Annotated in this window: 27 protein-coding genes, 1 tRNA gene and 2 pseudogenes; 18 read left to right on the plus strand and 12 right to left on the minus strand. The window is 67.8% G+C overall.

Features of this window, described 5'->3' with window-relative positions:
- The 6 genes and pseudogenes from ASE86_RS16235 to ASE86_RS13280 all read left to right on the plus strand — a co-directional run.
- Positions 1-1,789, plus strand: a pseudogene (locus tag ASE86_RS16235) (hypothetical protein); the annotation flags it as partial.
- Positions 1,786-2,496, plus strand: a complete 711-nt coding sequence (locus ASE86_RS13260; RefSeq protein ID WP_056427863.1) for a hypothetical protein — start codon at positions 1,786-1,788, stop codon at positions 2,494-2,496. The pseudogene ASE86_RS16235 and the gene ASE86_RS13260, both read left to right, overlap by 4 nt.
- Positions 2,497-2,624: 128 nt before the next feature.
- Positions 2,625-2,930 carry a hypothetical protein gene (locus tag ASE86_RS13265; RefSeq protein WP_056427866.1) on the plus strand — a complete coding sequence of 102 codons (306 nt, stop codon included), beginning with the start codon at positions 2,625-2,627 and terminating at the stop codon, positions 2,928-2,930.
- 47 nt (positions 2,931-2,977) lie between these two features.
- Complete coding sequence (locus tag ASE86_RS13270) at positions 2,978-3,778, plus strand: alpha/beta fold hydrolase (RefSeq protein ID WP_056427868.1); 801 nt, start codon at positions 2,978-2,980, stop codon at positions 3,776-3,778.
- 374 nt (positions 3,779-4,152) lie between these two features.
- Positions 4,153-4,644 carry a nucleoside deaminase gene (locus ASE86_RS13275; RefSeq protein ID WP_056427871.1) on the plus strand — a complete coding sequence of 164 codons (492 nt, stop codon included), beginning with the start codon at positions 4,153-4,155 and terminating at the stop codon, positions 4,642-4,644.
- Positions 4,645-4,829: 185 nt separating this feature from the next.
- Positions 4,830-5,009 carry a hypothetical protein gene (locus ASE86_RS13280; RefSeq protein ID WP_056427874.1) on the plus strand — a complete coding sequence of 60 codons (180 nt, stop codon included), beginning with the start codon at positions 4,830-4,832 and terminating at the stop codon, positions 5,007-5,009.
- Here the strand turns inward: ASE86_RS13280 and ASE86_RS13285 are convergent.
- The gene (locus ASE86_RS13285; protein WP_056427877.1) at positions 5,006-6,184 is read right to left on the minus strand and encodes an MFS transporter; all 1,179 of its coding nucleotides are present in this window, start codon (positions 6,182-6,184) and stop codon (positions 5,006-5,008) included. The genes ASE86_RS13280 and ASE86_RS13285 overlap by 4 nt on opposite strands.
- Between ASE86_RS13285 and ASE86_RS16670 the strand changes: the two genes are divergently transcribed.
- The 7 genes from ASE86_RS16670 to ASE86_RS13310 all read left to right on the plus strand — a co-directional run bounded on the left by ASE86_RS16670 (position 6,183) and on the right by ASE86_RS13310 (position 9,773).
- Complete coding sequence (locus tag ASE86_RS16670) at positions 6,183-6,731, plus strand: hypothetical protein (protein WP_156347176.1); 549 nt, start codon at positions 6,183-6,185, stop codon at positions 6,729-6,731. The genes ASE86_RS13285 and ASE86_RS16670 overlap by 2 nt on opposite strands.
- Positions 6,716-6,874: a hypothetical protein gene (locus ASE86_RS16540; RefSeq protein WP_156347177.1), complete on the plus strand. Its 159-nt coding sequence runs from the start codon at positions 6,716-6,718 to the stop codon at positions 6,872-6,874. Before ASE86_RS16670 ends, ASE86_RS16540 begins: the two co-directional genes overlap by 16 nt.
- Positions 6,875-6,876: 2 nt before the next feature.
- A complete protein-coding gene (locus tag ASE86_RS16545; protein ID WP_235524141.1) occupies positions 6,877-7,107 on the plus strand; it encodes a putative glycoside hydrolase in 231 nt (76 codons plus the stop codon).
- Positions 7,108-7,179: 72 nt separating this feature from the next.
- Positions 7,180-7,428 (plus strand): glutaredoxin domain-containing protein, encoded by a 249-nt coding sequence (locus ASE86_RS13295; RefSeq protein WP_056427884.1) that lies wholly within the window; start codon positions 7,180-7,182, stop codon positions 7,426-7,428.
- A gap of 22 nt (positions 7,429-7,450) precedes the next feature.
- Positions 7,451-7,804: a DCC1-like thiol-disulfide oxidoreductase family protein gene (locus tag ASE86_RS16550; RefSeq protein ID WP_056427887.1), complete on the plus strand. Its 354-nt coding sequence runs from the start codon at positions 7,451-7,453 to the stop codon at positions 7,802-7,804.
- Positions 7,801-8,295 (plus strand): DUF427 domain-containing protein, encoded by a 495-nt coding sequence (locus ASE86_RS13305; RefSeq protein ID WP_056427890.1) that lies wholly within the window; start codon positions 7,801-7,803, stop codon positions 8,293-8,295. Before ASE86_RS16550 ends, ASE86_RS13305 begins: the two co-directional genes overlap by 4 nt.
- 128 nt (positions 8,296-8,423) lie before the next feature.
- Positions 8,424-9,773 carry a DUF418 domain-containing protein gene (locus tag ASE86_RS13310; protein WP_056427892.1) on the plus strand — a complete coding sequence of 450 codons (1,350 nt, stop codon included), beginning with the start codon at positions 8,424-8,426 and terminating at the stop codon, positions 9,771-9,773.
- A 173-nt stretch (positions 9,774-9,946) separates the two neighbouring features.
- Here the strand turns inward: ASE86_RS13310 and nusG are convergent, their stop codons facing one another.
- The 7 genes from nusG to ASE86_RS13340 form a co-directional block, all read right to left on the minus strand.
- Positions 9,947-10,483: a transcription termination/antitermination protein NusG gene (gene nusG, locus ASE86_RS13315; RefSeq protein WP_056427895.1), complete on the minus strand. Its 537-nt coding sequence runs from the start codon at positions 10,481-10,483 to the stop codon at positions 9,947-9,949.
- A 14-nt stretch (positions 10,484-10,497) separates the two neighbouring features.
- Positions 10,498-10,695, minus strand: coding sequence for a preprotein translocase subunit SecE (secE, locus tag ASE86_RS13320; RefSeq protein ID WP_056427898.1), 198 nt, complete (start codon positions 10,693-10,695; stop codon positions 10,498-10,500).
- Positions 10,696-10,881: 186 nt separating this feature from the next.
- Complete coding sequence (locus tag ASE86_RS16645; protein ID WP_268795326.1) at positions 10,882-11,013, minus strand: hypothetical protein; 132 nt, start codon at positions 11,011-11,013, stop codon at positions 10,882-10,884.
- A 107-nt stretch (positions 11,014-11,120) separates the two neighbouring features.
- Positions 11,121-11,197 (minus strand) — tRNA-Trp (locus ASE86_RS13325).
- A gap of 53 nt (positions 11,198-11,250) precedes the next feature.
- A complete protein-coding gene (locus tag ASE86_RS13330; RefSeq protein WP_056427901.1) occupies positions 11,251-13,611 on the minus strand; it encodes a putative bifunctional diguanylate cyclase/phosphodiesterase in 2,361 nt (786 codons plus the stop codon).
- A gap of 89 nt (positions 13,612-13,700) precedes the next feature.
- The gene (locus ASE86_RS13335) at positions 13,701-14,153 is read right to left on the minus strand and encodes a hypothetical protein (protein WP_056427904.1); all 453 of its coding nucleotides are present in this window, start codon (positions 14,151-14,153) and stop codon (positions 13,701-13,703) included.
- A gap of 267 nt (positions 14,154-14,420) precedes the next feature.
- Positions 14,421-16,187, minus strand: a complete 1,767-nt coding sequence (locus ASE86_RS13340; RefSeq protein ID WP_056427907.1) for a fatty acyl-AMP ligase — start codon at positions 16,185-16,187, stop codon at positions 14,421-14,423.
- 123 nt (positions 16,188-16,310) lie between these two features.
- Between ASE86_RS13340 and ASE86_RS13345 the strand changes: the two genes are divergently transcribed.
- The 3 genes from ASE86_RS13345 (at position 16,311) to ASE86_RS13355 (ending at position 18,009) form a co-directional block, all read left to right on the plus strand.
- Positions 16,311-16,856: a regulatory protein RecX gene (locus tag ASE86_RS13345; protein WP_056427910.1), complete on the plus strand. Its 546-nt coding sequence runs from the start codon at positions 16,311-16,313 to the stop codon at positions 16,854-16,856.
- 62 nt (positions 16,857-16,918) lie between these two features.
- Positions 16,919-17,527 (plus strand): cold shock domain-containing protein, encoded by a 609-nt coding sequence (locus tag ASE86_RS13350; protein ID WP_082441929.1) that lies wholly within the window; start codon positions 16,919-16,921, stop codon positions 17,525-17,527.
- The gene (locus ASE86_RS13355; protein ID WP_056427913.1) at positions 17,524-18,009 is read left to right on the plus strand and encodes a DUF192 domain-containing protein; all 486 of its coding nucleotides are present in this window, start codon (positions 17,524-17,526) and stop codon (positions 18,007-18,009) included. The genes ASE86_RS13350 and ASE86_RS13355 overlap by 4 nt, the downstream gene beginning before the upstream one ends.
- A gap of 19 nt (positions 18,010-18,028) precedes the next feature.
- Here the strand turns inward: ASE86_RS13355 and ASE86_RS13360 are convergent, their stop codons facing one another.
- The gene (locus ASE86_RS13360) at positions 18,029-18,472 is read right to left on the minus strand and encodes a hypothetical protein (protein ID WP_056427917.1); all 444 of its coding nucleotides are present in this window, start codon (positions 18,470-18,472) and stop codon (positions 18,029-18,031) included.
- Between the two features lie 80 nt (positions 18,473-18,552).
- On the opposite strand from ASE86_RS13360, the gene ASE86_RS13365 reads away from it, so the two are divergent.
- Positions 18,553-18,945 carry an NADH:ubiquinone oxidoreductase subunit NDUFA12 gene (locus tag ASE86_RS13365; RefSeq protein WP_056427920.1) on the plus strand — a complete coding sequence of 131 codons (393 nt, stop codon included), beginning with the start codon at positions 18,553-18,555 and terminating at the stop codon, positions 18,943-18,945.
- Between the two features lie 287 nt (positions 18,946-19,232).
- Positions 19,233-19,400 (plus strand): annotated as a pseudogene (locus ASE86_RS16675) (DUF2155 domain-containing protein); the annotation flags it as partial.
- 35 nt (positions 19,401-19,435) lie between these two features.
- Here ASE86_RS16675 and aat read toward each other — a convergent pair.
- From aat to ASE86_RS13380, 3 genes are all read right to left on the minus strand, one after another.
- Complete coding sequence (aat, locus tag ASE86_RS13370) at positions 19,436-20,188, minus strand: leucyl/phenylalanyl-tRNA--protein transferase (protein ID WP_056428965.1); 753 nt, start codon at positions 20,186-20,188, stop codon at positions 19,436-19,438.
- Positions 20,189-20,267: 79 nt separating this feature from the next.
- Entirely contained in the window at positions 20,268-20,654 is a 387-nt protein-coding gene (locus ASE86_RS13375; protein ID WP_056427921.1) for a hypothetical protein, read from the minus strand.
- Between the two features lie 84 nt (positions 20,655-20,738).
- Entirely contained in the window at positions 20,739-22,073 is a 1,335-nt protein-coding gene (locus tag ASE86_RS13380; protein ID WP_056427924.1) for a type VI secretion protein ImpB, read from the minus strand.
- Positions 22,074-22,404: the final 331 nt, after the last annotated feature.

A 22,404-nucleotide genomic window follows, 5' to 3' on the forward strand; every position in this document is an offset into this window, starting at 1 on the left:
CACCACCGGCCAGACCCTGACGCTGCCCGCCGGCGTGATCCGCTCGACCTACAACGCGAGCCAGCTGCGCCCCTACGACCCCGCCGACGCCATCGGCGACGTGACGCCCGTGTCGGCCCAACCCACCGCGCGCGGCAAGAGCAACAAATGCGGCGCGTTCGGCAAGATATTGCTGATCGCGGTCGCCGTCGCGGTGACGGTATGGGCGTCACCGGCGGCACCGAATTTCTGGCAGGGCGCGCTGGCCGGTCTCGCCGGCAGCGCGGCGAGCCAGACGGTCGGCCTTGCCACCGGCATCCAGGACAAGTTCTCGTGGAAGGGGATCGCGCTCGCCGGGATCTCGGGCGGGATCGGCGGCGCGGTCGGTGCGAGTGCCGCCGTGCAGGGTATCAAGAGCAGCTTCGTCCAGGGCGCCGTCCAGGGCATCGTCGGCAGCGCGCTGACCCAGGGCGTGGCCGTCGCGACGGGCCTGCAATCGAAGTTCGACTTCGCGGGCGTGGCGGTGGCCGGGGTCGTCGGCGGCGTCGGCAACTGGGCAAGCATGAAATTGCCCGGCGCCGCGGTTGCGGAGACCGCGACCACCGCGGCGCGTGCCGCGAGCTTCGGCAACCTGCTGGTCTCGGGCACAGCGTCGGCCATCGCGGGTGCAGCGACGCGCAGCCTCGTCAGCGGCACCAGCTTCGGCGACAACATCCTCGCCGTCCTGCCCGATGCGATAGGCACCACGATCGGGAGGTTCGTGGGGCAGCGCCTGGCTGCCAGCACGCAGATGTCAGCAGCTGAAAAGGCGCTGGTTGCCGAGGCTAAACAGAGCGCTGACTCGGGGGGCACTGTCGGTACTCGTCCGTACCCGTCCAGCTTGCAAGATATTGTGTCACGGTTTCCCGGCGGGGGAACGCTCATACCGGCAAGTGAGATCAAGCTTGCGCCGCGGACGGCTGTGCCCCTTGAAGACGTCGATGCTATCCTTGCGGAGGGTAAACGTGGCATTGCTGCGATGACGGAAAATACCCCGGGGGAGCGGGCTCGGGCTTACAAAAGAATAAATGAAGCTGCGGAAGCTGCTCGACACCAAATCATCTCGCAGCAACAGGCGGTCAGCGAGCCCCCGCCCTTCATGGCGGATTATATTTCTCCTGCTGCCAATGCCCCAGGCGGTGAATACTTCTCGAAGAAGCTCGATGATATTGGGAAGATGATCGAGTTGTCCCACCATTTACCCGGTCAGCTTGGAATGGCGGCGAATTTAGGCCTGGTAGCAGGTGGTACCGGTGCGGTCGTTCTCGGCTACCTGAATACGCCTGGACGATCTGACCTGGTCACGACGTCGGGTGCCTCTACATTCACCGACTATCGTACGACACCCTTCGCCGCAAAGAGTATTGCGACAGGATCAGTCAACACTCGGCTTGCTCTGCAGGGCGTCACCGATCGGGCTGTGGCGGATTTGGCGGCGAATCCTGGGCTGGCTCGCGACTTGATGAGTCCGGGCAGCTATCAGCGCCTCGTCGAGAGAACCAGCTTGGCGCCAGCGAGCTACGGCAAGGCCGTAGAACGGCTGTCGGCTCGCTATATCCAGGCCGATCCTGAGCTTAGCCAACTCCTTTCGTATCGATCTCGCCCCTTCGTTTCGACGCCAGACTTCTTGGGGTATGAAGGCTATAAGGTTCGGACTCTCGACATCACCACCGAGGCGTCGCGGGCGAGCCATTTGGCAAGGCCGTACGGGGCATATACAGAGTATGCGATACATCCCTGCCTGCCTTCCAACTTGGTGTTCCCACGATGAAAGAGTTTAAAAACGAGACGTTCTCTCGGCTGTTTGATCGCGGGGAGCGCCTTCGGATAGAGGACATGGCCTTCCACGAATGCCTGTTCGAAAACTGCGCGCTCTCGCTGACAGAGGACGTCGCCAGGATGTCCGAAGTGCGCAGGGTGGAGATGATCGATTGTACCATAAACGGCTGCGACACGGGACCGATGGTTGTATCTGAGGTGAGTATCTTTGGCCTTAAGACGAACGACCTACTCATCTTCTGGAGCCCGTATCTGGATCGCGTCGTGCTGTCCGGCGAGATCGGCAAGATGAAGGTCAATGCTACAGCTGGTCCGTCGACTTATGGCAACGCGAGGCAGAAACCGTTTGATGACTATCGAGCCAATTTCTACGCAGGAGTTGAATGGGCGCTTGATATCAGCAAGGCGCGCTTCAAGGACTTTGATATTCGTGGTGTGCCGGGGAGGTTGATCCGCCGTGACCCTGAATCGCAGATACTGATTACTCGGGAGCGCGCCCTGCAAGTTGCTAAGCCGGGTTGGGAAAAGCAGCTTGATCCGGCTAACAAACTGTGGCCGTTCATGGTCAACCTCTTCGTCGGCGATGGCGATGCGGACACAGTCTTCGTCGCACCGCTTGGTGCCGCGAAGGCGAAGCGCGATCCTCTGTTGAAGGGGCTGCAGGAGCTAAGGCGGATCGGCCTTGCCGAGCCGGACTGAATCGAGCCGGCGCTCCTAGCCGATGCCGATGCCGGCATCGTGCCCGTCGATCGCGCCGATCTGTGCGCTGTCGCGAATGCCCAGCGCGTCGGTGAGGGCTTAACGGCTGTCGGTATATATGGCGGCGTGTGAACGAGCGCGAGACGAGCGACTACGACCATCAGAGCCGCGTGACGTCGACCCGCGACGTCTCGCTGACGGGGCAGGTCTGGGTCTTCAAGCCCTATCAGAACCCCGGCGATCCCTATTATCTCCACGATCCCGACCGCGGGGAGTGGGTGCAGCGCCAGGCCTATTACACGGGCCTGCGGCAGGAGAGCTTCGGCTATGCCGCCGACGGACAGCTGACCAACGTCGCCATCGTCGAGACGGGCTACACCGACGACGGAAACGGCAATGCGGTTTCGACCAACGTGCTCGACCGACGCGGCTAAGGCTAATGCCGTCGGATCGGACGTCCCCGGGGGTTTAAGAGAAGTGTATGCCGGATTTGTCCGGCCACCTACAGGCGGGTGAAGGGCTGTCGGTCATCTTCAATCACGGTATGGCGATGGACCTGTCGATGTTCGCGGCGCAGATGGATGCGCTCGTTGCGCGCGGTTATCATGTCGTGTCGATGGCGCATCGCTCGCTGCTCGGCAACACGGCGGCCCATTCGCTCGAAGATCTTGCGCGAGACACGGTCGAACTGGCGGACCAACTCGGCATCGTCCGGTTCGTCGCCGCCGGCATGTCGATGGGCGCGTTCACCAGTCTGCGTGTCGCCTTGGACCATCTCGACAGATGCGAAGGCCTGATCATGATCGATGGGGTGGCGGGTGCCTACAGCCCGCCCGAGCGCGAAGGGTTCGCCGCGCACGCCGCATCGCTCGATCAGATTTCGGGAGGCCTGCCACGCGAGTTTGCCGAGGGACTGGCTACGGTCGAATTCAGACCGGCGACGCTGCGTAACCAGCCCGAACTCGTGGAAGCCTGGATCGAGCGATGGTGCGCGACGCCCGCCGCTGCGGTCGCGAGCCAGATGCGATCCTGGAGCGACATGGACGACGTGACGGACCGGTTGCCGGACATCGCGGTTCCCGTCCTGCTCGCTTACGGGGCGGACGACGCTCCGATTCCGATCGCGCGTTTGTTTCCAATGATCGAGCGGTTGGCGGACGTTACGCTGGTGAAGATTCCCGATGCGGGTCACTCGTCGAACATCGAACAGCCCGAGCTGGTGAACGCCGCCATCCTCGCGTTTCTCGACCGCCTGCACCGCCAGGATCACCGGGGATATTGATGTATTCGGCTTGGTCCGGCTCATGCTCATTCAGCATCATGGATCGGCCGGCCCCACGACCGCGCGTTCGCCCTGACCGGGCCAGATGCCAACGCGACGACCGTCCGGGAGTTCGTGTGCGCCTTGCGGTCAAAAACCAGCGCAACCTGCGACATCCTACCTTGACCTGCTGCCGGTCCGATAAAGATCAAGGTGAGCTACCCGCGCTTGTCGCTCGAACTCGACCGGGCTGAGATAGGCCACTGTAGAGTGACGGCCCGTCGGATTGGAGCGGCGCTCGATGCGGGCGGATCGTCGGTTGGCTCGAACTGGCCGGTCGCGCACCATGGCGAACCAAGTCGCCGTCTGTGACGTTGTGTGCGGCAGAGGTGACCATGACCGAAGACGATGAACGCTGGATGCGCCGTGCGATCGAGATTGCGCGGTCGAAAGGGGCGGACCCCGCTGATTCGCCGCTCGGCTCGGTGATCGTGCTGGACGGCCGCGAGATCGCGGGCGAGCGCAACCAGACGCAGGAGCTGCCCGACGCCACCGCGCACGCCGAGATGATGGCGATCCGCCGCGCGTGCGAGGGGATCGGCGAGATGGAGCTGCGCGGGGCCACGCTCTATTCGACGCTCCAGCCCTGCGGGATGTGCACGATGGCGTCGATCTGGTCCAAGGTCGGTCGCGTCGTCTACGGCGCCGGGCGCGACGATGTGCACGAGATGTATTTCGAGGCGCGGCACGTCGACACGCTCGCCTTCATCGCCGACGCCTACCGCGACGACATCGTGATCGAGGGCGGCTGCCTGCGCGACGAGTGCGCGCGCCTCTATTATCCGCCGGACGCCGACCTGTCGCGGCAGGACCAGGCCAACCTGTGACCGGGGAGCGCGTACATCGTCGATCGATACCGCCTTGCCCGCCGCCGCATGTCGCTGGAGGAAAACCGTCGCTGCCGATCCTTTTCGTGCTTTCGCTCCAGGCCGCGACGCTCGGCGATCCGCGCCGCAATGCGCAGGGGCGGTACAACGCCGATCGCCGACAGTAAGCCGACGGGCGCGCCTGTATGCGGGTCGCCGACACCGTGCCGGGCGACCGCGGGGCGTGGCCGTTCGACCGACCCTGTCACCTGATCCTCAACCTTGCGGTCGGCGGCGACTGGGGCGGCAAGCGGGGAATCGACGACGCCGCCTTTCCGATGCGGCTGACGATCGACCATGTCCGCTACTGGCAGGCGAAGCCCTAGCGGCGGCCGCGCACCGCCAGCACGGTTGCGCCGCCTGCCAGCGTCAGCACCGCAAGCGCGCCAAGCGCCACCGAGAAATCGCGCGTCGTCGCCAGCGTCCACGCGAGCGCCGGGCCGATCACCGCGGGCGCGGTATTGGTCAGGTTGATGATCCCCAGGTCGCGGCCCCGGTGCCGGGGCGAGGGCAGCAACTGCATCGCAAACCCCGCGTGCAGCGCCAGAAAGACGCCCGTTCCGACAGCGTACATCCCATAACCGATCGCGCCCGTGGTCCAGTCGCGCGCCACCGCCATCGCCAGCAGTCCCGCCGCCGCGACGGCCGCTGAGCCGCACAGGATCGCGCGGCGGCGGCGGGTCCGGTCGGACAGCCGCCCGACGCCGATCGCGACCGGAATGACGATCAGCGCCGCCACCGCCATCAGCACGCCGACCCCGGCGGCGCCGCGATCGGTCGAGGCTTGAGGGGCGATGCTCTGAAAATAATAGAGCAGGTAAAGCCCAACGACGGCGCCGGCGATCTGGACGAGAAGCCGCGCGATCCACGCGATCACCAAGTCGCGGCGTGCGACATCGGCATCCGGCGGAGTCTCGGCGGTCGGCAGCGGTGGCCCCGCGCGGGTCAGCAGGAACGGCACGACGCACAGCGCGACCGCGACCGGGATGCAGGCAAAGCGCGCGGCGATGCTTGGCAGCGGCAGGCTGACGAGCAGTGCGGCGAATGCCGACCCGATCGGCGGCCCGAGCGTCAGCAGGCCGCTGGCCAGCCCCTTCTGCGCGTCGGGAATCTCGTCGGCCATGATCGCCAGCAATGGCGCGAGCAGGACATTGACCGCGACCTGTACCCCGATCACCGCCGCAACCAAGGCGGCGGGCGTATCCGCCCAGGCAAGCGCGACATAGGCGGGCAGCAGGCTGGCCACGCCCAGCGCCACCCAGCCGCGCCGGCTGCGACCGCGCGCCACGCTGCGGTCGCTCGCCCAGCCGAACGCGATATTGGCGACGCTGGCGGCGATCGCACCCAGGATCGCGGCGAGCGTCAGATAGTCGATCGACGCGTCGGCGGCGACCTGCCCCATCCGAAGCGGCAGCAGCAGCGACAGCAGCGGCAGGTAAGCGAGGACCCCGCCCGCGCTCGCCAGCGCATAGCCCGCGAGAAACCTTGCGGAACGCCGCATGGCAGGATGGTCCGGCGGGGGCGGGGCAGGCGTCATCGCGGACCCGTTATCGCGGCGCGCCCCCGACAGGCAATGCGCGCGTTACGGCCGCATCGTCTGCGCGGACGACGGGACGGTGGAGAGCAGCCCGCGGTCGGCGGCGGTGCGCACCAGCGCGACGGCGTACCGCCCACCCTCGTTTCGCCAGCCGGGCGCCGCCGCCTGCGCCGCCGGGGGCACGATCGACCTTGCTGTCGACGGTCGCTTCACCTCGCGCCGCGATGGCGCGGTGGTCGTGTTCGGTGACGACCCCTCCGCCGCATTCCAGGGTGACCGCGCCGATGTGGTCTTCGACGCCCACGACAACCTCGCGCCACTGAAGCGGCTGAAGGCGGCGGCTATTCCGACCGTTTCGGTGTTCCTGTCGGGCCTGCCTCTGGGTGAACCCGTACCTCGACGCCTCGGACGCGTTCGTCGCAGCGTGGCTGCCGGGGTCCGTAGGCGGCTGCGCTCCGCTGTTCTCACATGGCTGCGGCCTGTCTCTCAAGGACGATGGCGCGCTTGCTAAACCTGTCGGAAGTCCGCGCGACGCCGTCCGCCGCGGATCGCGCGGCGCTGTTCGCTGCGGGCCGCGTCGGTACCCGGCGGCGCCGGCTGGTCGGCGCACCGGATGGGCTGTCGACCGCTCGCCGATCTGCCCGGTCACGCTGAGCATCGGCTGCGGCACGGACTGCGCGGCCAGCGTGCCCGTCGACCGACCGCTCCGCGCGGCCGCGACCGGCGGCTGGACGCAGATCGCCGTTCCGCTCGTCTGCTTGGGCAAGGGCGGGGCGGACATGAGCCGCATCGACCGGCCGCTGGCGATCCGGACCGACGGCGCGCTCGACCTGACCATCTCGGGCATCCGCCTGACCCAGACCGCCAAGGACAAGATCGCCTGTTGATCGATGCGGAACGACGCCGCGGGTCGTTCGCTGTAGCGCCATCGGCATGACGCCCAGTGAAGGAGACGACCGGTGACCGAAGGCCGAGAAGCGACGCTCTATCGCATGGTCCTGCCCGACCACACCTGCCCGTTCGGCGTGCGCGCGAGGGCGCTGCTGGAACAGGCGGGGTTCGATGTCGACGACCGCATCCTCGACACGCGCGACGCGGTCGATGCGTTCAAGGATGAACACGGCGTCGATACCACGCCCCAGATCTTCATCGACGGCGAGCGCATCGGCGGCAGCGACGATCTTGAACGCTACCTCGCCGACGCCTGATCCGGTTCGCCCGCCGCCGCGCGTGACCGTGTGGCACGACGGCACCTGTCCGCTGTGCCGGCGTGAGATCGCGCTGATGCGCCGGCTCGACACGCGCGGCGCGATCGCCTTCGTCGATGCCGCGGGCCCGGCAAGCTGTCCGATCGATCGTGCCGAATTGCTCGCGCGGTTCCATGCCCGCGAAGGCGACGGGCCGCTGCTCTCGGGCGCCGCCGCCTTCGCCGCGATGTGGCGCGCGATCCCGCTTCTCCGCCCGATCGGTCTGGCTGCGCGCAATCGCCATGTCCTCGGCCTGCTCGAGCGGCTGTACCGGCGCTTCCTGCGCCTTCGCCCGCGGCTGCAACGCTGGCTCGCCCGTCAGGAGGCACAGGCATGAGACCCCGTCCCGATCCCGTCGGCCCCGGTCAGACCAGCGTCTGGGATTTCCCGCGCCCGGCCATCGCCGAACCCAGCGACGCCCACGTCCGCATCGTCCACCGCGGTATCGTCGTGGCGGAAACGCGCGCTGCGGTGCGGACGCTGGAGACCAGTCACCCGCCGAGCTGGTACATCCCGCCCGGCGATATCGCGCCTGGCCTGCTCATGCCGTCCGATCGCCGGTCTTTCTGCGAATGGAAGGGGCAGGCGCTCTATTGGCACCTCGATGTCGCGGGCGAGCGGTTGCGTGATGTCGCGTGGAGCTATCCCAACCCGACACCTGCCTTTGCCATGCTGCGCGACCACGTCGCCTTCTATGCCGGGCCGCTCGACGCCTGCACGGTCGACGGCCACCGCGTCGTGCCGCAACCCGGTGGCTTCTACGGCGGGTGGATCGCCCCTGACGTCGCCGGGCCGTTCAAGGGCATTCCGGGCAGCATGGGCTGGTAAAACGACGCCGTTGCCGGGCCCGCGGCACGTTCGGTTAACCCGGCGGGTGTAAGCCACGCCTTTGCGAGTTGCCGGTGGTGCGTCCCGTCGTGGCGCGCCCGCGGCGCGTTTTGTGGTGCGTGGTGTCGATGGGCGAGTCTTCGGAAATATCGACAGGCGCCGGTTCGGCCGGCCCGCCGTCCAGGATCGTCGCGCTCGACGTGCTGCGCGGTGTCGCGATCTGCGGCATCCTGCTGATGACCATCTGCAAGATGGGCGGCGTGACCGCCTCGCCGATCGATCGTTTCCCGCCCGCGCTTGATGCGCAGTGGATCGGCTGGAGCCTTCAGACGCTGCTGGTCGACGGGACGATGCGCGGGTTGTTCACGCTGCTGTTCGGGGCGAGCATGGTGCTGATGCTGCGCCGCGCCGATGATCCCGGCGTCGGCGCGGGCGCGATCGATGTCTGGGCGCGGCGCTGTCTGGCGCTGATGGCGTTCGGCGTCGTCGAATGGCTGGTCTTCCTGTGGCCGGGCGAGATCCTGTGGACCTATGGCGTCAGCGGTTTCGCGCTGCTTGCCTTCCGCCGCGCACGCCCCGCCGTGCTGGTCGCGGTCGCCGCGCTGCTGCTGACCGGACTGTCCGCCAACGCCGCCTATCGCACCTACGGCGTCGTCGCGCAGGCGCAGGCCGGCCGCATCGACATCGCCGCCGGCCGTCCCGACACCGAAGCGGCACAGGCCGCCCGCGCGATCGGGGATCGCCTGCGCCCGAACGAGGCGACGCGTACTGAAGCTATCGCCCAGCGCACCCACTGGCTGACGCTGCTGCGCTGGAGCGAACGCTTCTGGCTGGAGGAGAATATCGGCGGCACCGGCTGGCTGGAGGTGGCCGAAAGCATCGCCTTTATGCTGCTCGGCATGGCCCTGTTCCGTACCGGTGTACTGACCGGCACCGCCCGGCATCCGGCACCTGCGCGACTGATGATCGCCGGTTATGCGCTGGGCCTGCCGATGCGGATGCTGGCGGTCTGGCTGGGTTGGACCAGCGGGCTCGACATTTCGGCGCCTGTCGCCGGCCCGGCGCTGTGGGCGCTGTCCGACACGCTGTTCCAGCCGGGACGCCTGCTGGTGACGCTGGGGCACGCCGGCCTCATCCTGTCGTTGCTCCAGGCCGGCTGGCTGGGCCGTGCCGACACTTTGCGTGCGCTCGGCCGCATGGCGCTCAGCGTGTACGCGCTCCAGGCCATCCTCGGCTCGCTGATCTTCTACGCCGGCGGCCTCGTCGGCCGCTTCGCGCTGCCCGGACTGTGGGGCGTGGCGCTCGTCATCTGGCTGCTGACCGCTGCCTTCAGCCGGTGGTGGCTGGCGCGCTACGAAATGGGCCCGGCCGAAGCCATGCTGCGCGGCATATCGCGCGGGCGTGCCGCATGGCCGGTGCGGCGGCGGGGCAGGGGGAGCGACGCGCCCAGAACCTCTGCGGCCCCGGTTGCACTGTAGGAAAACGCCTGCAACCTGACGGCACGCATGACCGCGCGACTATCGTCGGATGACCCGCCGTCCGACCGAACGCGTCGTTGAGGCAATCGCAAAATCGCGCCGCGGCGAAGCCGCGTCGTCGGTCGGGCGCGGTCTCGCGGACCAGCGTTCGCTGATCCGCGTGCGGCGTCGACTTACTTGCTGCGCTCGACCTGTTCGAAGTCGAGTTCGACTGGGGTGGCGCGGCCGAAGATCGATACGGCGACCTTCACCTTGCTCTTGTCGAAGTCGAGCTCCTCGACGACGCCGTTGAACGTCGCGAACGGGCCGTCCAGCACCTTGACCGAATCGCCGATCTCGTAATCGACCTTGACCTGCTGCTTGGGCGCGGCGGCAGCTTCTTCCTTGGTGTTCAGGATGCGCGCGGCTTCGCCTTCGCTGATCGGCTGGGGCTTGCCCATGCTGCCCAGGAAGCCGGTCACCTTCGGCGTGTTCTTGACGAGGTGGTATACGTCGTCGTTCATGCTGAGCTTGGCCAGCACGTAGCCGGGGAAGAACTTGCGCTCCGACTGGATCTTCTTGCCGCGGCGGACTTCGGTCACCTGCTCGGTCGGAACCTCGACCGCCTCGACCAGCTGCTCGAGGCCCATGCGGGTCGCGTCGGCCAGGATCTGGTCGCGGACCTTGTTCTCGAAACCCGAATAGGCGTGGATGATGTACCAGCGCGCCATGTGATGAATGCCCCTTACTTGGCCAGGCTGAGCAGGAAGTCGACGATCGTGCGGAACACGCTGTCTACGCCCAGAAAGAACAGCGCGAGGACCGTCGTCATGATCATGACCATGACCCCCGTCATCCAGGTTTCCTTCGGCGTCGGCCAGGCAACCTTCTTCCGCTCTGCCTCGACCTGACGCATGAATTCCAGGGGAGTCGTCTTTGCCACGCTGCTGGCCTCGCTTCGAAAATGTACGTCCGCCGGACATGGGCTCTCTGCCCGGTCCCGTGAAGGGGCTCGGTGCGGATTATCCAGACTGTCGGATTGGGGGTGTCTGTAGCGGGGGCGGGCGGGGTTAGCAAGCGGTGCCCGGCGATGTGTCGGCGGGCGCGAGGCCTCGATCGATCCGCTTGGTCAGTCGCCGCGGGTCCGGACCCAGATCAGGCGGTCGCGCTCATATCGATCGGCGCGCAACTGCGCCGCGACCATCGCGACGGCCGCGATCGCGGTAGCGGCGGATGCGGACGCGAGCATGATGGAAATCATGCTGCCACATTGACCAGGCATGATTAAAAACAGGTTAGTGATGCAGGTTGGGCGCGATGGTGCCGCCACATCCCGGCATGACCGATATCGGGCGCTGTCGCGGACGATGGCAGGGGCGCTCGGATTCGAACCGAGGGCCTTCGGTTTTGGAGACCGACGCTCTAACCAGCTGAGCTACGCCCCTGTATCTCCGCGCCGTCTAGCGAGCCCGCGCCCGCCCCGCAACGTGAAATCGCATCATGCCGCCCGGCTGCGCTCGCCGGCCTGTTCGGTCAGCGTGCGGGCTTCGCCAACCGGCAGCGGGCGACCGAAATAATAGCCCTGGACCTTGGAGCATCCGAGCTCCTGTATCAAGAAATGTTCCTCCTCTGTTTCCACGCCCTCCGCCGTCGTCGTCATGCCCAGCGACTGCGCGAGCGCCACGACCGCGCGGATGATCGCGATCGCTTCCTTCACGCCCTTCGATGCGCCCTGCACGAAGCTGCGATCGATCTTGATCGTCGAGAAGCGCGTGCGGCTGAGGTAGCCGAGCGACGAATAGCCGGTTCCGAAATCGTCGAGGCTGAGCCGGATGCCGAGGTCGAGCAATCGCTCCAGCGTCTGCGTCGCGCCCGTGCCTTCGCGCATGAACACGCTTTCGGTCACTTCCAGCTCCAGCCGGTCGGACGACAGGCCCGAATTGGCAAGGGCACTGGCGACGACCGCGACGAAGCCGGGATTGTGGAGCTGTTCGGCCGAGACGTTGACCGCGACGCGGTGATAGCCGCCCCAACGCGCCGCCTCGTGGCAGGCGGTGCGCAGAACCCATTCGCCGATCGGCGCGATCAGTCGCGCGTCCTCGGCCAGCGGTACGAACTTTGCCGGGCTGATCGGCCCCAGTTCGGCGTGGGTCCAGCGCAGCAGCGCCTCGAACCCGGTCAGCGATCCCGTTCGCGCATCGACGACCGGCTGGTACATCAGATGCAGTTCGTCCTTCTCCAGCGCACTGCGCAGCGCCATTTCGAGCACGCGGCGCTCCTCGGCCTGCAGGTGCAGCTGCGGCTCATAGGCGTGGAATACGCCGCCGCCGGCGTCCTTCGAGCGATAGAGCGCGAGGTCGGCCGAGCGGATGAGCATTTCCGGCGTCCGCCCGTCGCGCGGGCCGATCGCGACACCGACCGAGGCGCCGATGAACAATGTGTGCTGGTCGACGTCATAGGGCTGCGACAGGGTCATGATGATGGTGTGCGCCAGCCGCTCGACCCGCGCGGCGTCGGTCGCGTCGCGCACGACCACCGCGAATTCGTCGCCGCCCAGCCGGCCGATGATCTCGTTATCGGTGACAAGCGTCTTCAAGCGGTCGGAGACGCGGCCGAGCAGGCGGTCGCCGATCGGATGGCCGAGCGTGTCGTTGACCGCCTTGAACCGGTCGAGGTCGATCATCATGAAGCCGCAGCGCGAGCCCCATTTGTCCGCTTCCTGCATCGCCTCGCCCAGCGATTCGTTGATGAGCAGCCGGTTGGGCAGGCCGGTCAGCGTGTCGTAGCGTGCCATGCGGTTGATCTTGTCGGCGGACGCGCGCTGTTCGGTCACGTCGGACCCGACGCCGCGAAACCCGACGAAACCGCCGTCGTCGTGCGTGCGCGGGCTCGCCGACATTTCCCACCAGCGCTCGTGCCCGTCGACATAGACCGGCAGCAGCAGGTCGCGGAACGGCTCGCGCGCCTTCAGCTTGTCGGCCAGATCGCGCAGGCCGGCGGCGAAGTTGCCCTTCTCCCACGTCGGTCCGGCCAGGATTTCCAGGAAGCTGCGGCCGTTGATCGTCGCCGGATCGACCCCGATCGATCGGGCGAAGCGGGGCGAAGCGCGCACGACCCGGCGCTGTGCGTCGATTTCCCATAGCCAGTCGGCGTTGCTCTCTTCCGCTGTCTCGCGCAGCAGCAGGCTGACGGTCTCGTCGCGTTCGGCAAGCGCGATCTCGTTGGTCCGCATGACGACCAGCGCGCGCCCGCGGGCGAAGCAGCCGACGATCAGCAGCGCGGTGAAGATCGCCGACGTGCCGGCGACGCTGGCGAACCCGTGGATCACGAACTCCGCGGTCGTGGCGCCCCCGACGATCGTGAGGAACAGCAGTGTCGCGAGCGGCAGCGCTGCCATCGCGATCGCCGCCGATGCCATCAGGACGACGATCACGCCGTACAGGCTGAACACTGCAAGCGCGGTGCCATGGGGCCCGAACAGCAGCGGTGCGACCGCCCACACCAGCGCCAGGGCGATCCCGTCGACGAAGGTGCCGCGGACATCGGCCAGCGAGGCGTTGCTGTCGGTCCGGTTGCGTGCCGCCAGCCGCCGGACCGCGACGCCGACCGCGACCACGGCGACGACCGCATCCCAGGCGATCAGCCACCACGACGGCACGTGCGGCGCGAACGCCAGCGTGACCAGCGCGGCACCGATGACGTTCGCGGCCAGCATGAACAGCGCCAGCTGCGACCCTGCATTCATCTGCGCCGCCCGAATCGGCGCCCAGTCGGTCGCGTCGGCCGGATCGTACAGGCCGAGCAGGGCACGCGCATCGATGCGCGGCGCGGCGAATTGAGAGGTGGTTGAACGCGTCACGCCTGGCACCCTACGGCGTGGAGGTTGATGGATGGTTTAATCGCGCGGCCGATAGCGCTGATTTGACGGCAAGGCCGCGCTGTCGCCGATCAGCCGATCCAGGCACCGATCAGGATGGCGAGGGCGAACGTCAGCACGATCAGCGACAGCTTGGCGAAGTGCGGCAGCGCCGACCAGGTCACCGCGACCGGCGCAGAGGCGGCCCCCGCGATCGACGGCGGCGCGTAGGGCAGGTGTTCCCACCGCGGCGCGCCTGCAGCGATGGGTTCACGTGCGGTCTCAGCCTGCCAGCCGGTCGTGACGGGCGCGTGCGTCGGCGTCGGTACGGTCGCGGGCAGTGCGGGCGTACGGTTCTGCGGCTCGGTCGTCTGCGCTGCGGTCAGCCGGTCGCTGGCGGCGAGGGCGGCGGGCGAGAGGTCGACGCTGTCGCCCGATGGCGTTGTCGTCGTCAGCGTGGCGATGATCGCGGCGGCGGCCGTTCGAGCGGGATCGGGGCGGGCTTGGGGTGGCGTCGAGGGCAGCCGCGGTGGTGTGATCTGCATCGATGCGAGTCCCGCCGGTGATCGGCTGGAACATGGTTTAGCGAGTCGATCTAAACGGAATGTTGCCGGGTCTGGCTCGTTCGCCAAAGTCCCCGCACAGGCCCGCTAGCGGCATGGGATGAGAGCGCGAGCCGACTCCGGCGCGGAGGCTGGTGAGGGCGCTAGATTGTGTGCGGGACGACACACCCGTCAGACGGGATCGCTGGCGCGAGCCCGCTGGCCGGGCGTGTCGAGTCCTGACTTTGCTTGCGCAAAGTCAGGCGTCTCCTACGCCGCGATCGCGTAGGGCTTGATCTCGCCGGTCAGGTACAGGTTCCGCGCCTTGGCCCGGCTGAGCTTGCCCGAGCTGGTCCGCGGCAGCGTGCGCGGCGGGACCAGTTCGACGACGCAGTTCATGCCGGTGACCGCGCGGACGCGTTCCTTGATCGCATCATGCAGGCGCTTGCGTTCATCGCCGTCGCTGGTGCGACACTGGACCAGGACCGCGGGGGTTTCCTCGCCGCCCGGCGTCGTGATCGCAAAGGCGGCGATGTCGCCCTGCTTGAAGCCCGGCAGCTGCTCGACCGCCCATTCGATGTCCTGCGGCCAGTGGTTGCGGCCGTTGACGATGATCATGTCCTTGGCGCGACCGACGATGTAGATGTAGCCGTCGGACATATAGCCCATGTCGCCGGTGTCGAGCCAACCGCCCTTCATGCAGGCATCGGTCGCGTCAGGGTCGCGGAAATAGCCAACCATGACGCTGGGGCCGCGGCACCAGACCTTGCCGACCGCGCGTTCGGGCAGCGGGGTGTCGTCCTCCTCGCGGATTTCGACGTCCATGTCGCGCACGGGCTTGCCGCAGTTGACGATGGCGCGGAAACGTTGGGGACGATCCTCGCCCGCGGCGACGCCCGACAGCTGCGTTTCCTCGACCAGTTCGACGACGATGCCTTCGCCCGGCGGCATGATCGACACGGCGAGCGTCGCTTCGGCGAGACCATAGCTCGGCAGGAAGGCCGATGCCTTGAAGCCTGCATCACCGAACGCGTCGACGAAGCTCTGCATCACGTCCGGGCGGATCATGTCGGCGCCGTTGCCGGCCACCCGCCAGCGCGACAGGTCGAAGCGGTCGCTGGCCTTGGTCTGGCTCGACATGCGGCGTGCGCAAATGTCGTAGCCGAAGGTCGGCGAATAGCTGAGCGTCGTACCCGTATTGCGGCTGATGAGGTCGAGCCAGGCGAGCGGACGGCGCGCGAAGTCCTCGGTCTTCAGGTAATCGGTCGATACCTGGTTGGCGACCGGTGACAGGAAGCAGCCGACGAGGCCCATGTCGTGATACCAGGGCAGCCACGAGACGCAGCGATCCGCCGGCTCCAGCTTCATGCCGTGCCCGTGCGCCGCCAGGTTGTTCAGCAGCGCATGGTGCGTGATCGCGACGCCGTGCGGGAAACGGGTCGACCCGCTGGAATATTGCAGATACGCGATGCTCTCGCCATCGAGCGTCGGCAGCGAAGCCTCGGGCGCGTCCTTCGCGGCGATCTCGCCGAACGACAGACCGTCGATCCCCGCGACGCGCGCGGCTTCGCCCGCCATCTGCGTCAGTTCGTCGGGGTAGATCAGCAGCCTGGGGTCGCAGCTGTCGAGCTGGACGCGCAACTGGTCGATATAGGACTGCGCGCCCCCGAAGCTGGTCGGCAGCGGCAGCGGCACCGGCCAGGCCCCGGCATAGACCGCGCCGAAGAACAGCGCGGCGAATTCCGGTCCCGTCTCGGCGACCAGTGCGATGCGGTCCTCGGGCTGGATGCCCATCGCGATCAGCCGGCGCGCCTGCACCAGCGCGTCCGCCCGCAGCTCGGCGAACGGATACGGCCGGGTCAGTGTACCGCGCGCGTCGTGGAAATTCAGCCCGCGCTCGCCCGCGGCCGCATAATCGAGCGCATCGCCCAGCGTGGCGAAGTCGGCGAAGCGGCGCGGCTGCGCGTCTTCGGTGGGCGTGGGGGCGGGGGCGGCCATTGCCGCCGGGTCCGTCATCGCCGTGTCACCCGAATCCATCAAGAGTCTCGCGTCCCTAATCTGTCGCGCCGCGGATTCGCGGTCGCCCAAAATCCCTGTCTACCGACGCGGTGCGCCGACCCGGCGTTCAAAATCCGGTGCTACTGTGGCACAAACAAGGCCATGCGCCGTAATTCACCACCACCGCCGCTCGATAGCGACGCACTCGATCGTCTCGCGCTGCGCTATGTCGAGCGCTACGCGACGACAAGGGCGAAGTTGCGCGATTATCTCGTCCGCAAGGTGCGGGAACGCGGCTGGGCGGGGGAAGGGTCCGCCGATCCGGCTGCGGTCGCGCAGCGGATGGCCGACCTGCGCTATGTCGACGACCTGGCCTTTGCCGAAGCGCGGGTGCGTGCGCTCGGGCGGCGGGGGCTGGGCGCGCGGCGGATCGATCTGGCGCTCCGCGTGGCGGGCATCGCGCCGACCGACGCCGCCGGGTTGCGCGACGACATCGACGCGCAGGCGGACGCGAGTGCGCTGGCCTTTGCCCGCCGTCGCCGGCTGGGGCCGTTCGCCAGCGCGCCCGCCGACGACCCGCGAGCACGGGCAAAGGCCTTTGCCGCGATGCTGCGCGCCGGCCACGATCCCGACCGCATCCGTCGCATCCTGGCCCTCGATGGCGACGAAGTGCCCCACTTCGACCCGGACGATACGCCTGGACCCTGAGTTTGGGCCTTTCCGTACCCGCCATGCTCTGTAATAGTCAGACATGGGGGCGTTGGCACGGGATGCGTATCGGCTTGGGGCAGTCCGGGATCAGTGATGGAGACGGCGGCGGCGCGGCATCGCGCACGCCTGACGCCGCGCATCCCGAGACTCCACGTCCCGACACCGACGTCCATGGCGGAATCGTCAAGTGGTTCGACGTGACCCGCGGCTTCGGCTTCCTCGTCGCCGACGATCCTGCGATCGGCGACATCCTCATCCATTTCTCGGTGCTGCAGGACCACGGCCGCCGCAGCCTGCCCGAAGGCGCGCGCGTGGTGTGCGAGACGGTGCGGCGCGACCGCGGGCTGCAAGCCTCCGCCATCCTGTCGATCGACCTGTCCGATGTCGTCGAGCCCGTGCGCCCGCGCGGCGGCGGCGACCGGATCGACCGGCTGAAGGCGGTGGCCGATGCCGGCCCCTTCGAACCGGTCGCGGTCAAATGGTTCAACCGGCTGAAGGGCTATGGCTTCCTGATCCGCGATGCACAGCCGGGCGATGTCTTCGTCCACATGGAAACGCTGCGCCGCGCAGGCATCGAGGAGGTCGAACCCGATGATCGCATGCAGGCGCGGATCGTCGAGGGCGACAAGGGGCCGCTGGCGGTCGCGATAGAGAGGAACGACGGATGACGGCGCTTCGCCGATACGCCCTGGCGCTGGCGGTGCTGGCACTTGCCCCGGCGACGACCGCCTGCTCCCCGGGCGGCACCGCTGCGACCAGCGGCGCGCAGACAACGACCGTCACCATCCGATCGGCGAGCGGCGCCCATGCCTTCCAGGTGGAGCTGGCGCGCACGGTAGCCGAACAGCAGCGCGGGCTGATGTACCGGACCGACCTGAAAAAGGACGGCGGGATGCTGTTCGCGCCCTATCCGCCCGAAGGCGGCCCCCCGCGCGAGGCGAGCTTCTGGATGGAGAACACGCCGACCCCGCTCGACATAATCTTCATCCGCGCCGACGGCACGATCGCCCGCATCGCCGAGAACACCGTGCCCTTCGACAAGACGCCGATCCCGAGCGGCGAGCCGGTGAGTGCGGTGCTGGAAATCCTGGGCGGTCGCGCAGCGGAGCTCGGGATTGCCGAAGGGGACAAGGTGGAGCTGCCGAAGTAAGATAGTCGCTACGGCTCGATCAGTCGGAGGCGCTCCAAGTCTTTCGGGCGGCCAAAGGCGCGCAGCAAGTCACGTAGATCGTCGATCGACGGCACGTAGATTCGCCGTGCGCGAGAGTGATGGCGTGCTGGCTGGCAAAACCCACGTTTCGCCAGCCATCAGGGCCAGCCATGATGAAGCCGCCGAAGACCTCCACCGGGATCGGCGGCGCGGTCCACATGCCGAAAATCGCGGATCGAAACCGCTCGCTGGGCGGCGGAGCGATCGCGTTAGCGCCGACGCCGACAAGCAGGCGTTCGGCGTCGCGCGACGACATCATCAGGTCGACATCCTTCAGGGCGGGGACGGCGCCGCCGTGCAACGCGACGGCGGCGCTACCGATGATCCACCAGTCGTCCTGCGCCGTGCTTGCCGCATCGCAGATCATGGCCAGCGTTGTCGCCAGGGCTTCAGGGATCCGCATTACCGACCAACGCCATTTTGCCACGGCCAGCGCAACAGCGGATGTTGCACGGCCCCCCGCCGCCCGCTAATCCCCGCGGCATGGGCATCAACCTCAATCCCTTCACCTGGTGGAACGGCGCCACCATCGGCACCTGGTTCGGGCTGCGCGGCAAGGCGGTCGTCGGCGAGGACGCGCTGGGCAACGTCTATTACCAGGGCGGGCGCGACACGGCGGGCAATCCGCGGCGCTGGGTGATCTATTCGGGGTCCAACGATGCCAGCCGCATCTCGCCCGAATGGTTCGGGTGGCTGCACCACCAGATCGACGACGTGCCGGACCGCGCACTGCCGCCGGCCAAGCCCTGGGTGAAGCCTGCCGTGCCGAACCTGACCGGTACGCCGCTTGCCTATCGCCCGTCGGGTGCGCTGGAAAAGGGCGGCCGCCGCGCCCCCGCGACCGGCGATTACGAGGCGTGGACGCCCGACGCATGACGCGCGCGCGCTGGCTGGGGGTGAGCGCATTGGTGCTTGCCGCGGGGGCCGGCGCCTGGCTGGGCAGCGAAGGGCTGATCGCCGCCGTCCGCGGTAACGCAACGCCGGCCGCTACGGGCACGACGGCCGCGCCGACGCGCTCCGCGGCGCCGCGTCCCGTCGCCGTTACCCCTGCCCGCGCGCAGCCCAGGGCCGCGGCGACCGTGACGGGCGAGACGCCCATGGCCGAGCGCGTCGCCATCGTCGGCGTGCTGAACAAGCGCAACGGCGAAGCGCGCGACCTGGTGATGAAGCCGGGTCAGGCGTACCGTGTCGGCCGCGCCATCGTCCGGCTGCGCGCCTGCGAACAGACCGCGCCGTGGGAAGAGGAGCAGCTGACCGGTGCGTTCCTGCAACTCGATGTCGAGGGCACCGACCGTCGCTGGCGTCGCGCCTTTTCCGGCTGGGTGTTCAAGGAGCGCCCGGCGCTGAACGTCGTGCAGAGCCCGCTCTACGACGTCTGGCCCAAGAGCTGCACGATGCGCTTCCCGACCGCGGGGCCCGACACCGTGTCGGCATCGAGCGGTGCCGCGCCGGCGCCCAGGGCGTCGAATGCGCCGAAATCGCCCTCGGCCGACGTGCCGCCGGCAAGCACGCCGCCTGCCGACGTGCCGAGCGCCGAGCCCAGCAACGCGTTGTAGGCCACCTTCGGCACTTCGATGGCGCCCAGCGAGGCGAGGTGCGGGGTCTGGAACTGGCAATCGAGCAGGTCGAACCCGCCGGCCCTCAGTCGCGCGACGAGCGCCGCCAGCGCGACCTTCGATGCATCGCGTGCCCGGCTGACCATGCTCTCGCCAAAGAATGCGCGGCCAAGCGCGAGGCCGTAGAGGCCGCCTGCCAGATGCTCCCCATCCCAAACCTCGACCGAATGTGCATAGCCGCGGCGGTGCAGCGTCACGAACGCCTGTTCGATCGCGGCGTTGATCCAGGTGTCGGGCCGATCCTCGGCGGCTTCGGCGCACAGCGCGATGATGCGGTCGAAGGCGGTATCGACTGTCAAGCGGAACCGCTCGCTCGCGATCGTCCGGCGCAGACGGCGCGAGAGGTGAAAGCCGTCCAGCGGCAACACGGCGCGGATGCGGGGCTCGACCCAATAGACGCTCTCGTCGTCGCGTGCGTCGGACATCGGGAAGACGCCCAGAGCATAGGCACGCAGCAGCAGGTCTGGGTCGATCGCATCGACCGGGCCGGTCGGGCGGCGCATCACGCGGGTCCCGGCCGGATATGCGAAGGGGACCGGCGGTCGCCCGCCGATCCCCTCCACGCTATCGGTCGAATGGGTGTCAGGCCTTGCAGGTCAGCGCAGACTTGCCCGGTGCGGTGTAGGTGATCGACGTGGGCGTGCCCTCGATCGTGTAGCCACCGCCGACGAACGGCTGGCCGGCTTCGGGGGCCTTCAGCTGGGTCGGCATACCGGTCTTTTCGGTGCGCACGTTGGCCAGCTTGCGGCCCTGGAAGAAGTCCACGTAGATCAGGCCGTTGCCCGGCTGGCAGCGGAAGGTGACGGCCTTTTCGATCGCCGGCGGCAGTTCGACCTGGGCGGCGTTCTTCAGCTGCTCGGCCATCGGGTCGGCGGCGCGGCTGTCGACTTCCACCGGCGTGTTGTCGCCGCAGGCGGTGAGGGAGAGCAGCGCGAGCGCCGCGACGGAGGCGAGGGTGCGGGTCTTCATAACGGGTCGCGATTTCGCTCATGCAGCATGGTGCGTCAAGGCGCCTGGGCGTCCTTTTCGGCGTACCGACCGCATGAGCGCCTTTCATTCGTGGAATTCGTCCATGTCTGGAATACGCCCGAACGCGATCTTGGTGCCCACGCGATCGATCCGTCCGCCCGACAGCGGACCGACGGAGACGGCATGGCGGCCGAATTTCTCGTTGATCCGGTCCATCGCGCGACTGAGGCTGAGCGTCCGGGTGCCGCGCGCCAGCGGATCGTCGGGATCGAGCGCGCCGAACAGCGAGCCCTGCTCGCCATCGGCGGCGGCAATTTCCGCCAGCGTCACGCCGATCATCCGCAGGCGGAAGCCGCCGGGCCGCGTGCGCCCGACCTCGGCCAGCCGCGGAAAGATCGCATCCAGTGCACCGAGCACCGCGAAACTGTCCTGTGTCGCGGGCAGCTTGATCGCGGTCCGCCAGTTCGACTTGTCGTCCTCGAACTTGCCGTGAAGCACCAGCAGGCGCGCGAGATAGCCCTTGCGGCGCAACCGGCTGGCGCATTTGAGCGCCAGGCGCCGCGCCGTCAGGCGCGACGGCTCCAGTCCGCGCTTCGAGGGCGAGAGTACGTGGCTGTGCCCGATCGTGCGGCTCTGCGTCGGCTTTTCCGGCAGGTCGACGCCGTGAAGCAGATACCACAACCGGTCGCCGTTCACCCCGCCCCATGCGGTTCCGGCATCACGCGGGCGCCGCGCGCACAATTGGCGGATATCGTTGATCCCGTCGCGCGCCAGCCGCCGCTCCATCTTCGCGCCGATGCCCGAAATGTCGCGCAAGGGCGTGTCGTAGAGGCGGTGTGGCAGTTCGTGGCCCTCCAGCACGATAAGCCCATCGGGCTTCTGCATGTCGGAGGCGAGTTTCGCGAGCAGGCGGTTGGGCGCGATACCAACCGACGATGTCAGGCAGCTGCCGACGTTGGCAAGGATGCCGGCCTTCACCCGCTGCGCCAGCGCGATGGCCGACGCGCGGTCGTTCTCGTTATCGAGCAGGCGGCACGCGACCTCGTCGATCGAACAGACCTTGGTCACGGGGATGTGGCGCCAGATCTCCGCGACGATGGCATCGTGAAATTCGACGTAGCGGTCGTGGCGTGCAGGCGCGATCAGGATGTCGGGGCAGCGCCGTTTCGCCTCCCACACCGACGTGCCGGTCGAGATGCCGTAGCGTTTCGCCTGGATCGACGCGGCGATGGCGACGGTCGTGTCGCTGTCGACCGGCGCGACGATGACCGGTTTGCCACGAAGTGCCGGATCGAGCTGCTGTTCGACGCTGGCGAAATAGCTGTTCAGGTCGAGGAACAGCCAGCGCAGCGGACGCGGGGGCAGGGCCAGCATGGCGGGCTGGGGATGAGGGTCGGCGCGGCGAGTCGCGGGCGGCATGAGTGGAACATTAGCGGAACATTGGCAGTAAGTGGAGTCGGTGGGCGCCATCCGTCACCTTCGACCGACCGTCGAAACCTCGCCTTTATTTTGTCATCCCCGCGAAGGCGGGGATCAATAGTCGCTGGTTTCGATGGGTCTCACGGCGGACAGCCGGAATGTATTCCCGCCTTCGCGGGAATGATGGTCGAGCGGGGCGAAAACAACGGAAAACGGGCCGGAAGGTCGCCCCTCCGGCCCGTTTTCTGTCTCCAACGGCGGGAGCGAGTGAATTCGCTCCCTCGTCGGTCGGGCTTCGCCCGCCGGCCGCGCGTTCGGTTGCGCGCGTGTC

This window comes from Sphingomonas sp. Leaf33, assembly GCF_001421785.1.
Classification (GTDB): Bacteria; Pseudomonadota; Alphaproteobacteria; order Sphingomonadales; family Sphingomonadaceae; genus Sphingomonas.

Coding starts and splice junctions, on each gene's coding strand:
- ASE86_RS13260 (WP_056427863.1), top strand. CDS start 1,786: ATGAAAGAGTTTAAAAACGAGACGTTCTCTCGGCTGTTTGATCGCGGG.
- ASE86_RS13270 (WP_056427868.1), top strand. CDS start 2,978: ATGCCGGATTTGTCCGGCCACCTACAGGCGGGTGAAGGGCTGTCGGTC.
- ASE86_RS13275 (WP_056427871.1), top strand. CDS start 4,153: ATGACCGAAGACGATGAACGCTGGATGCGCCGTGCGATCGAGATTGCG.
- ASE86_RS13280 (WP_056427874.1), top strand. CDS start 4,830: ATGCGGGTCGCCGACACCGTGCCGGGCGACCGCGGGGCGTGGCCGTTC.
- ASE86_RS16670 (WP_156347176.1), top strand. CDS start 6,183: ATGGCAGGATGGTCCGGCGGGGGCGGGGCAGGCGTCATCGCGGACCCG.
- ASE86_RS13285 (WP_056427877.1), bottom strand. CDS start 6,184: ATGCGGCGTTCCGCAAGGTTTCTCGCGGGCTATGCGCTGGCGAGCGCG.
- ASE86_RS16540 (WP_156347177.1), top strand. CDS start 6,716: ATGGCGCGCTTGCTAAACCTGTCGGAAGTCCGCGCGACGCCGTCCGCC.
- ASE86_RS13305 (WP_056427890.1), top strand. CDS start 7,801: ATGAGACCCCGTCCCGATCCCGTCGGCCCCGGTCAGACCAGCGTCTGG.
- ASE86_RS13310 (WP_056427892.1), top strand. CDS start 8,424: ATGGGCGAGTCTTCGGAAATATCGACAGGCGCCGGTTCGGCCGGCCCG.
- nusG (WP_056427895.1), bottom strand. CDS start 10,483: ATGGCGCGCTGGTACATCATCCACGCCTATTCGGGTTTCGAGAACAAG.
- ASE86_RS16645 (WP_268795326.1), bottom strand. CDS start 11,013: ATGATTTCCATCATGCTCGCGTCCGCATCCGCCGCTACCGCGATCGCG.
- ASE86_RS13335 (WP_056427904.1), bottom strand. CDS start 14,153: ATGCAGATCACACCACCGCGGCTGCCCTCGACGCCACCCCAAGCCCGC.
- ASE86_RS13340 (WP_056427907.1), bottom strand. CDS start 16,187: ATGGATTCGGGTGACACGGCGATGACGGACCCGGCGGCAATGGCCGCC.
- ASE86_RS13345 (WP_056427910.1), top strand. CDS start 16,311: ATGCGCCGTAATTCACCACCACCGCCGCTCGATAGCGACGCACTCGAT.
- ASE86_RS13350 (WP_082441929.1), top strand. CDS start 16,919: ATGCGTATCGGCTTGGGGCAGTCCGGGATCAGTGATGGAGACGGCGGC.
- ASE86_RS13355 (WP_056427913.1), top strand. CDS start 17,524: ATGACGGCGCTTCGCCGATACGCCCTGGCGCTGGCGGTGCTGGCACTT.
- ASE86_RS13360 (WP_056427917.1), bottom strand. CDS start 18,472: ATGCGGATCCCTGAAGCCCTGGCGACAACGCTGGCCATGATCTGCGAT.
- ASE86_RS13365 (WP_056427920.1), top strand. CDS start 18,553: ATGGGCATCAACCTCAATCCCTTCACCTGGTGGAACGGCGCCACCATC.
- aat (WP_056428965.1), bottom strand. CDS start 20,188: ATGCGCCGCCCGACCGGCCCGGTCGATGCGATCGACCCAGACCTGCTG.
- ASE86_RS13375 (WP_056427921.1), bottom strand. CDS start 20,654: ATGAAGACCCGCACCCTCGCCTCCGTCGCGGCGCTCGCGCTGCTCTCC.
- ASE86_RS13380 (WP_056427924.1), bottom strand. CDS start 22,073: ATGCCGCCCGCGACTCGCCGCGCCGACCCTCATCCCCAGCCCGCCATG.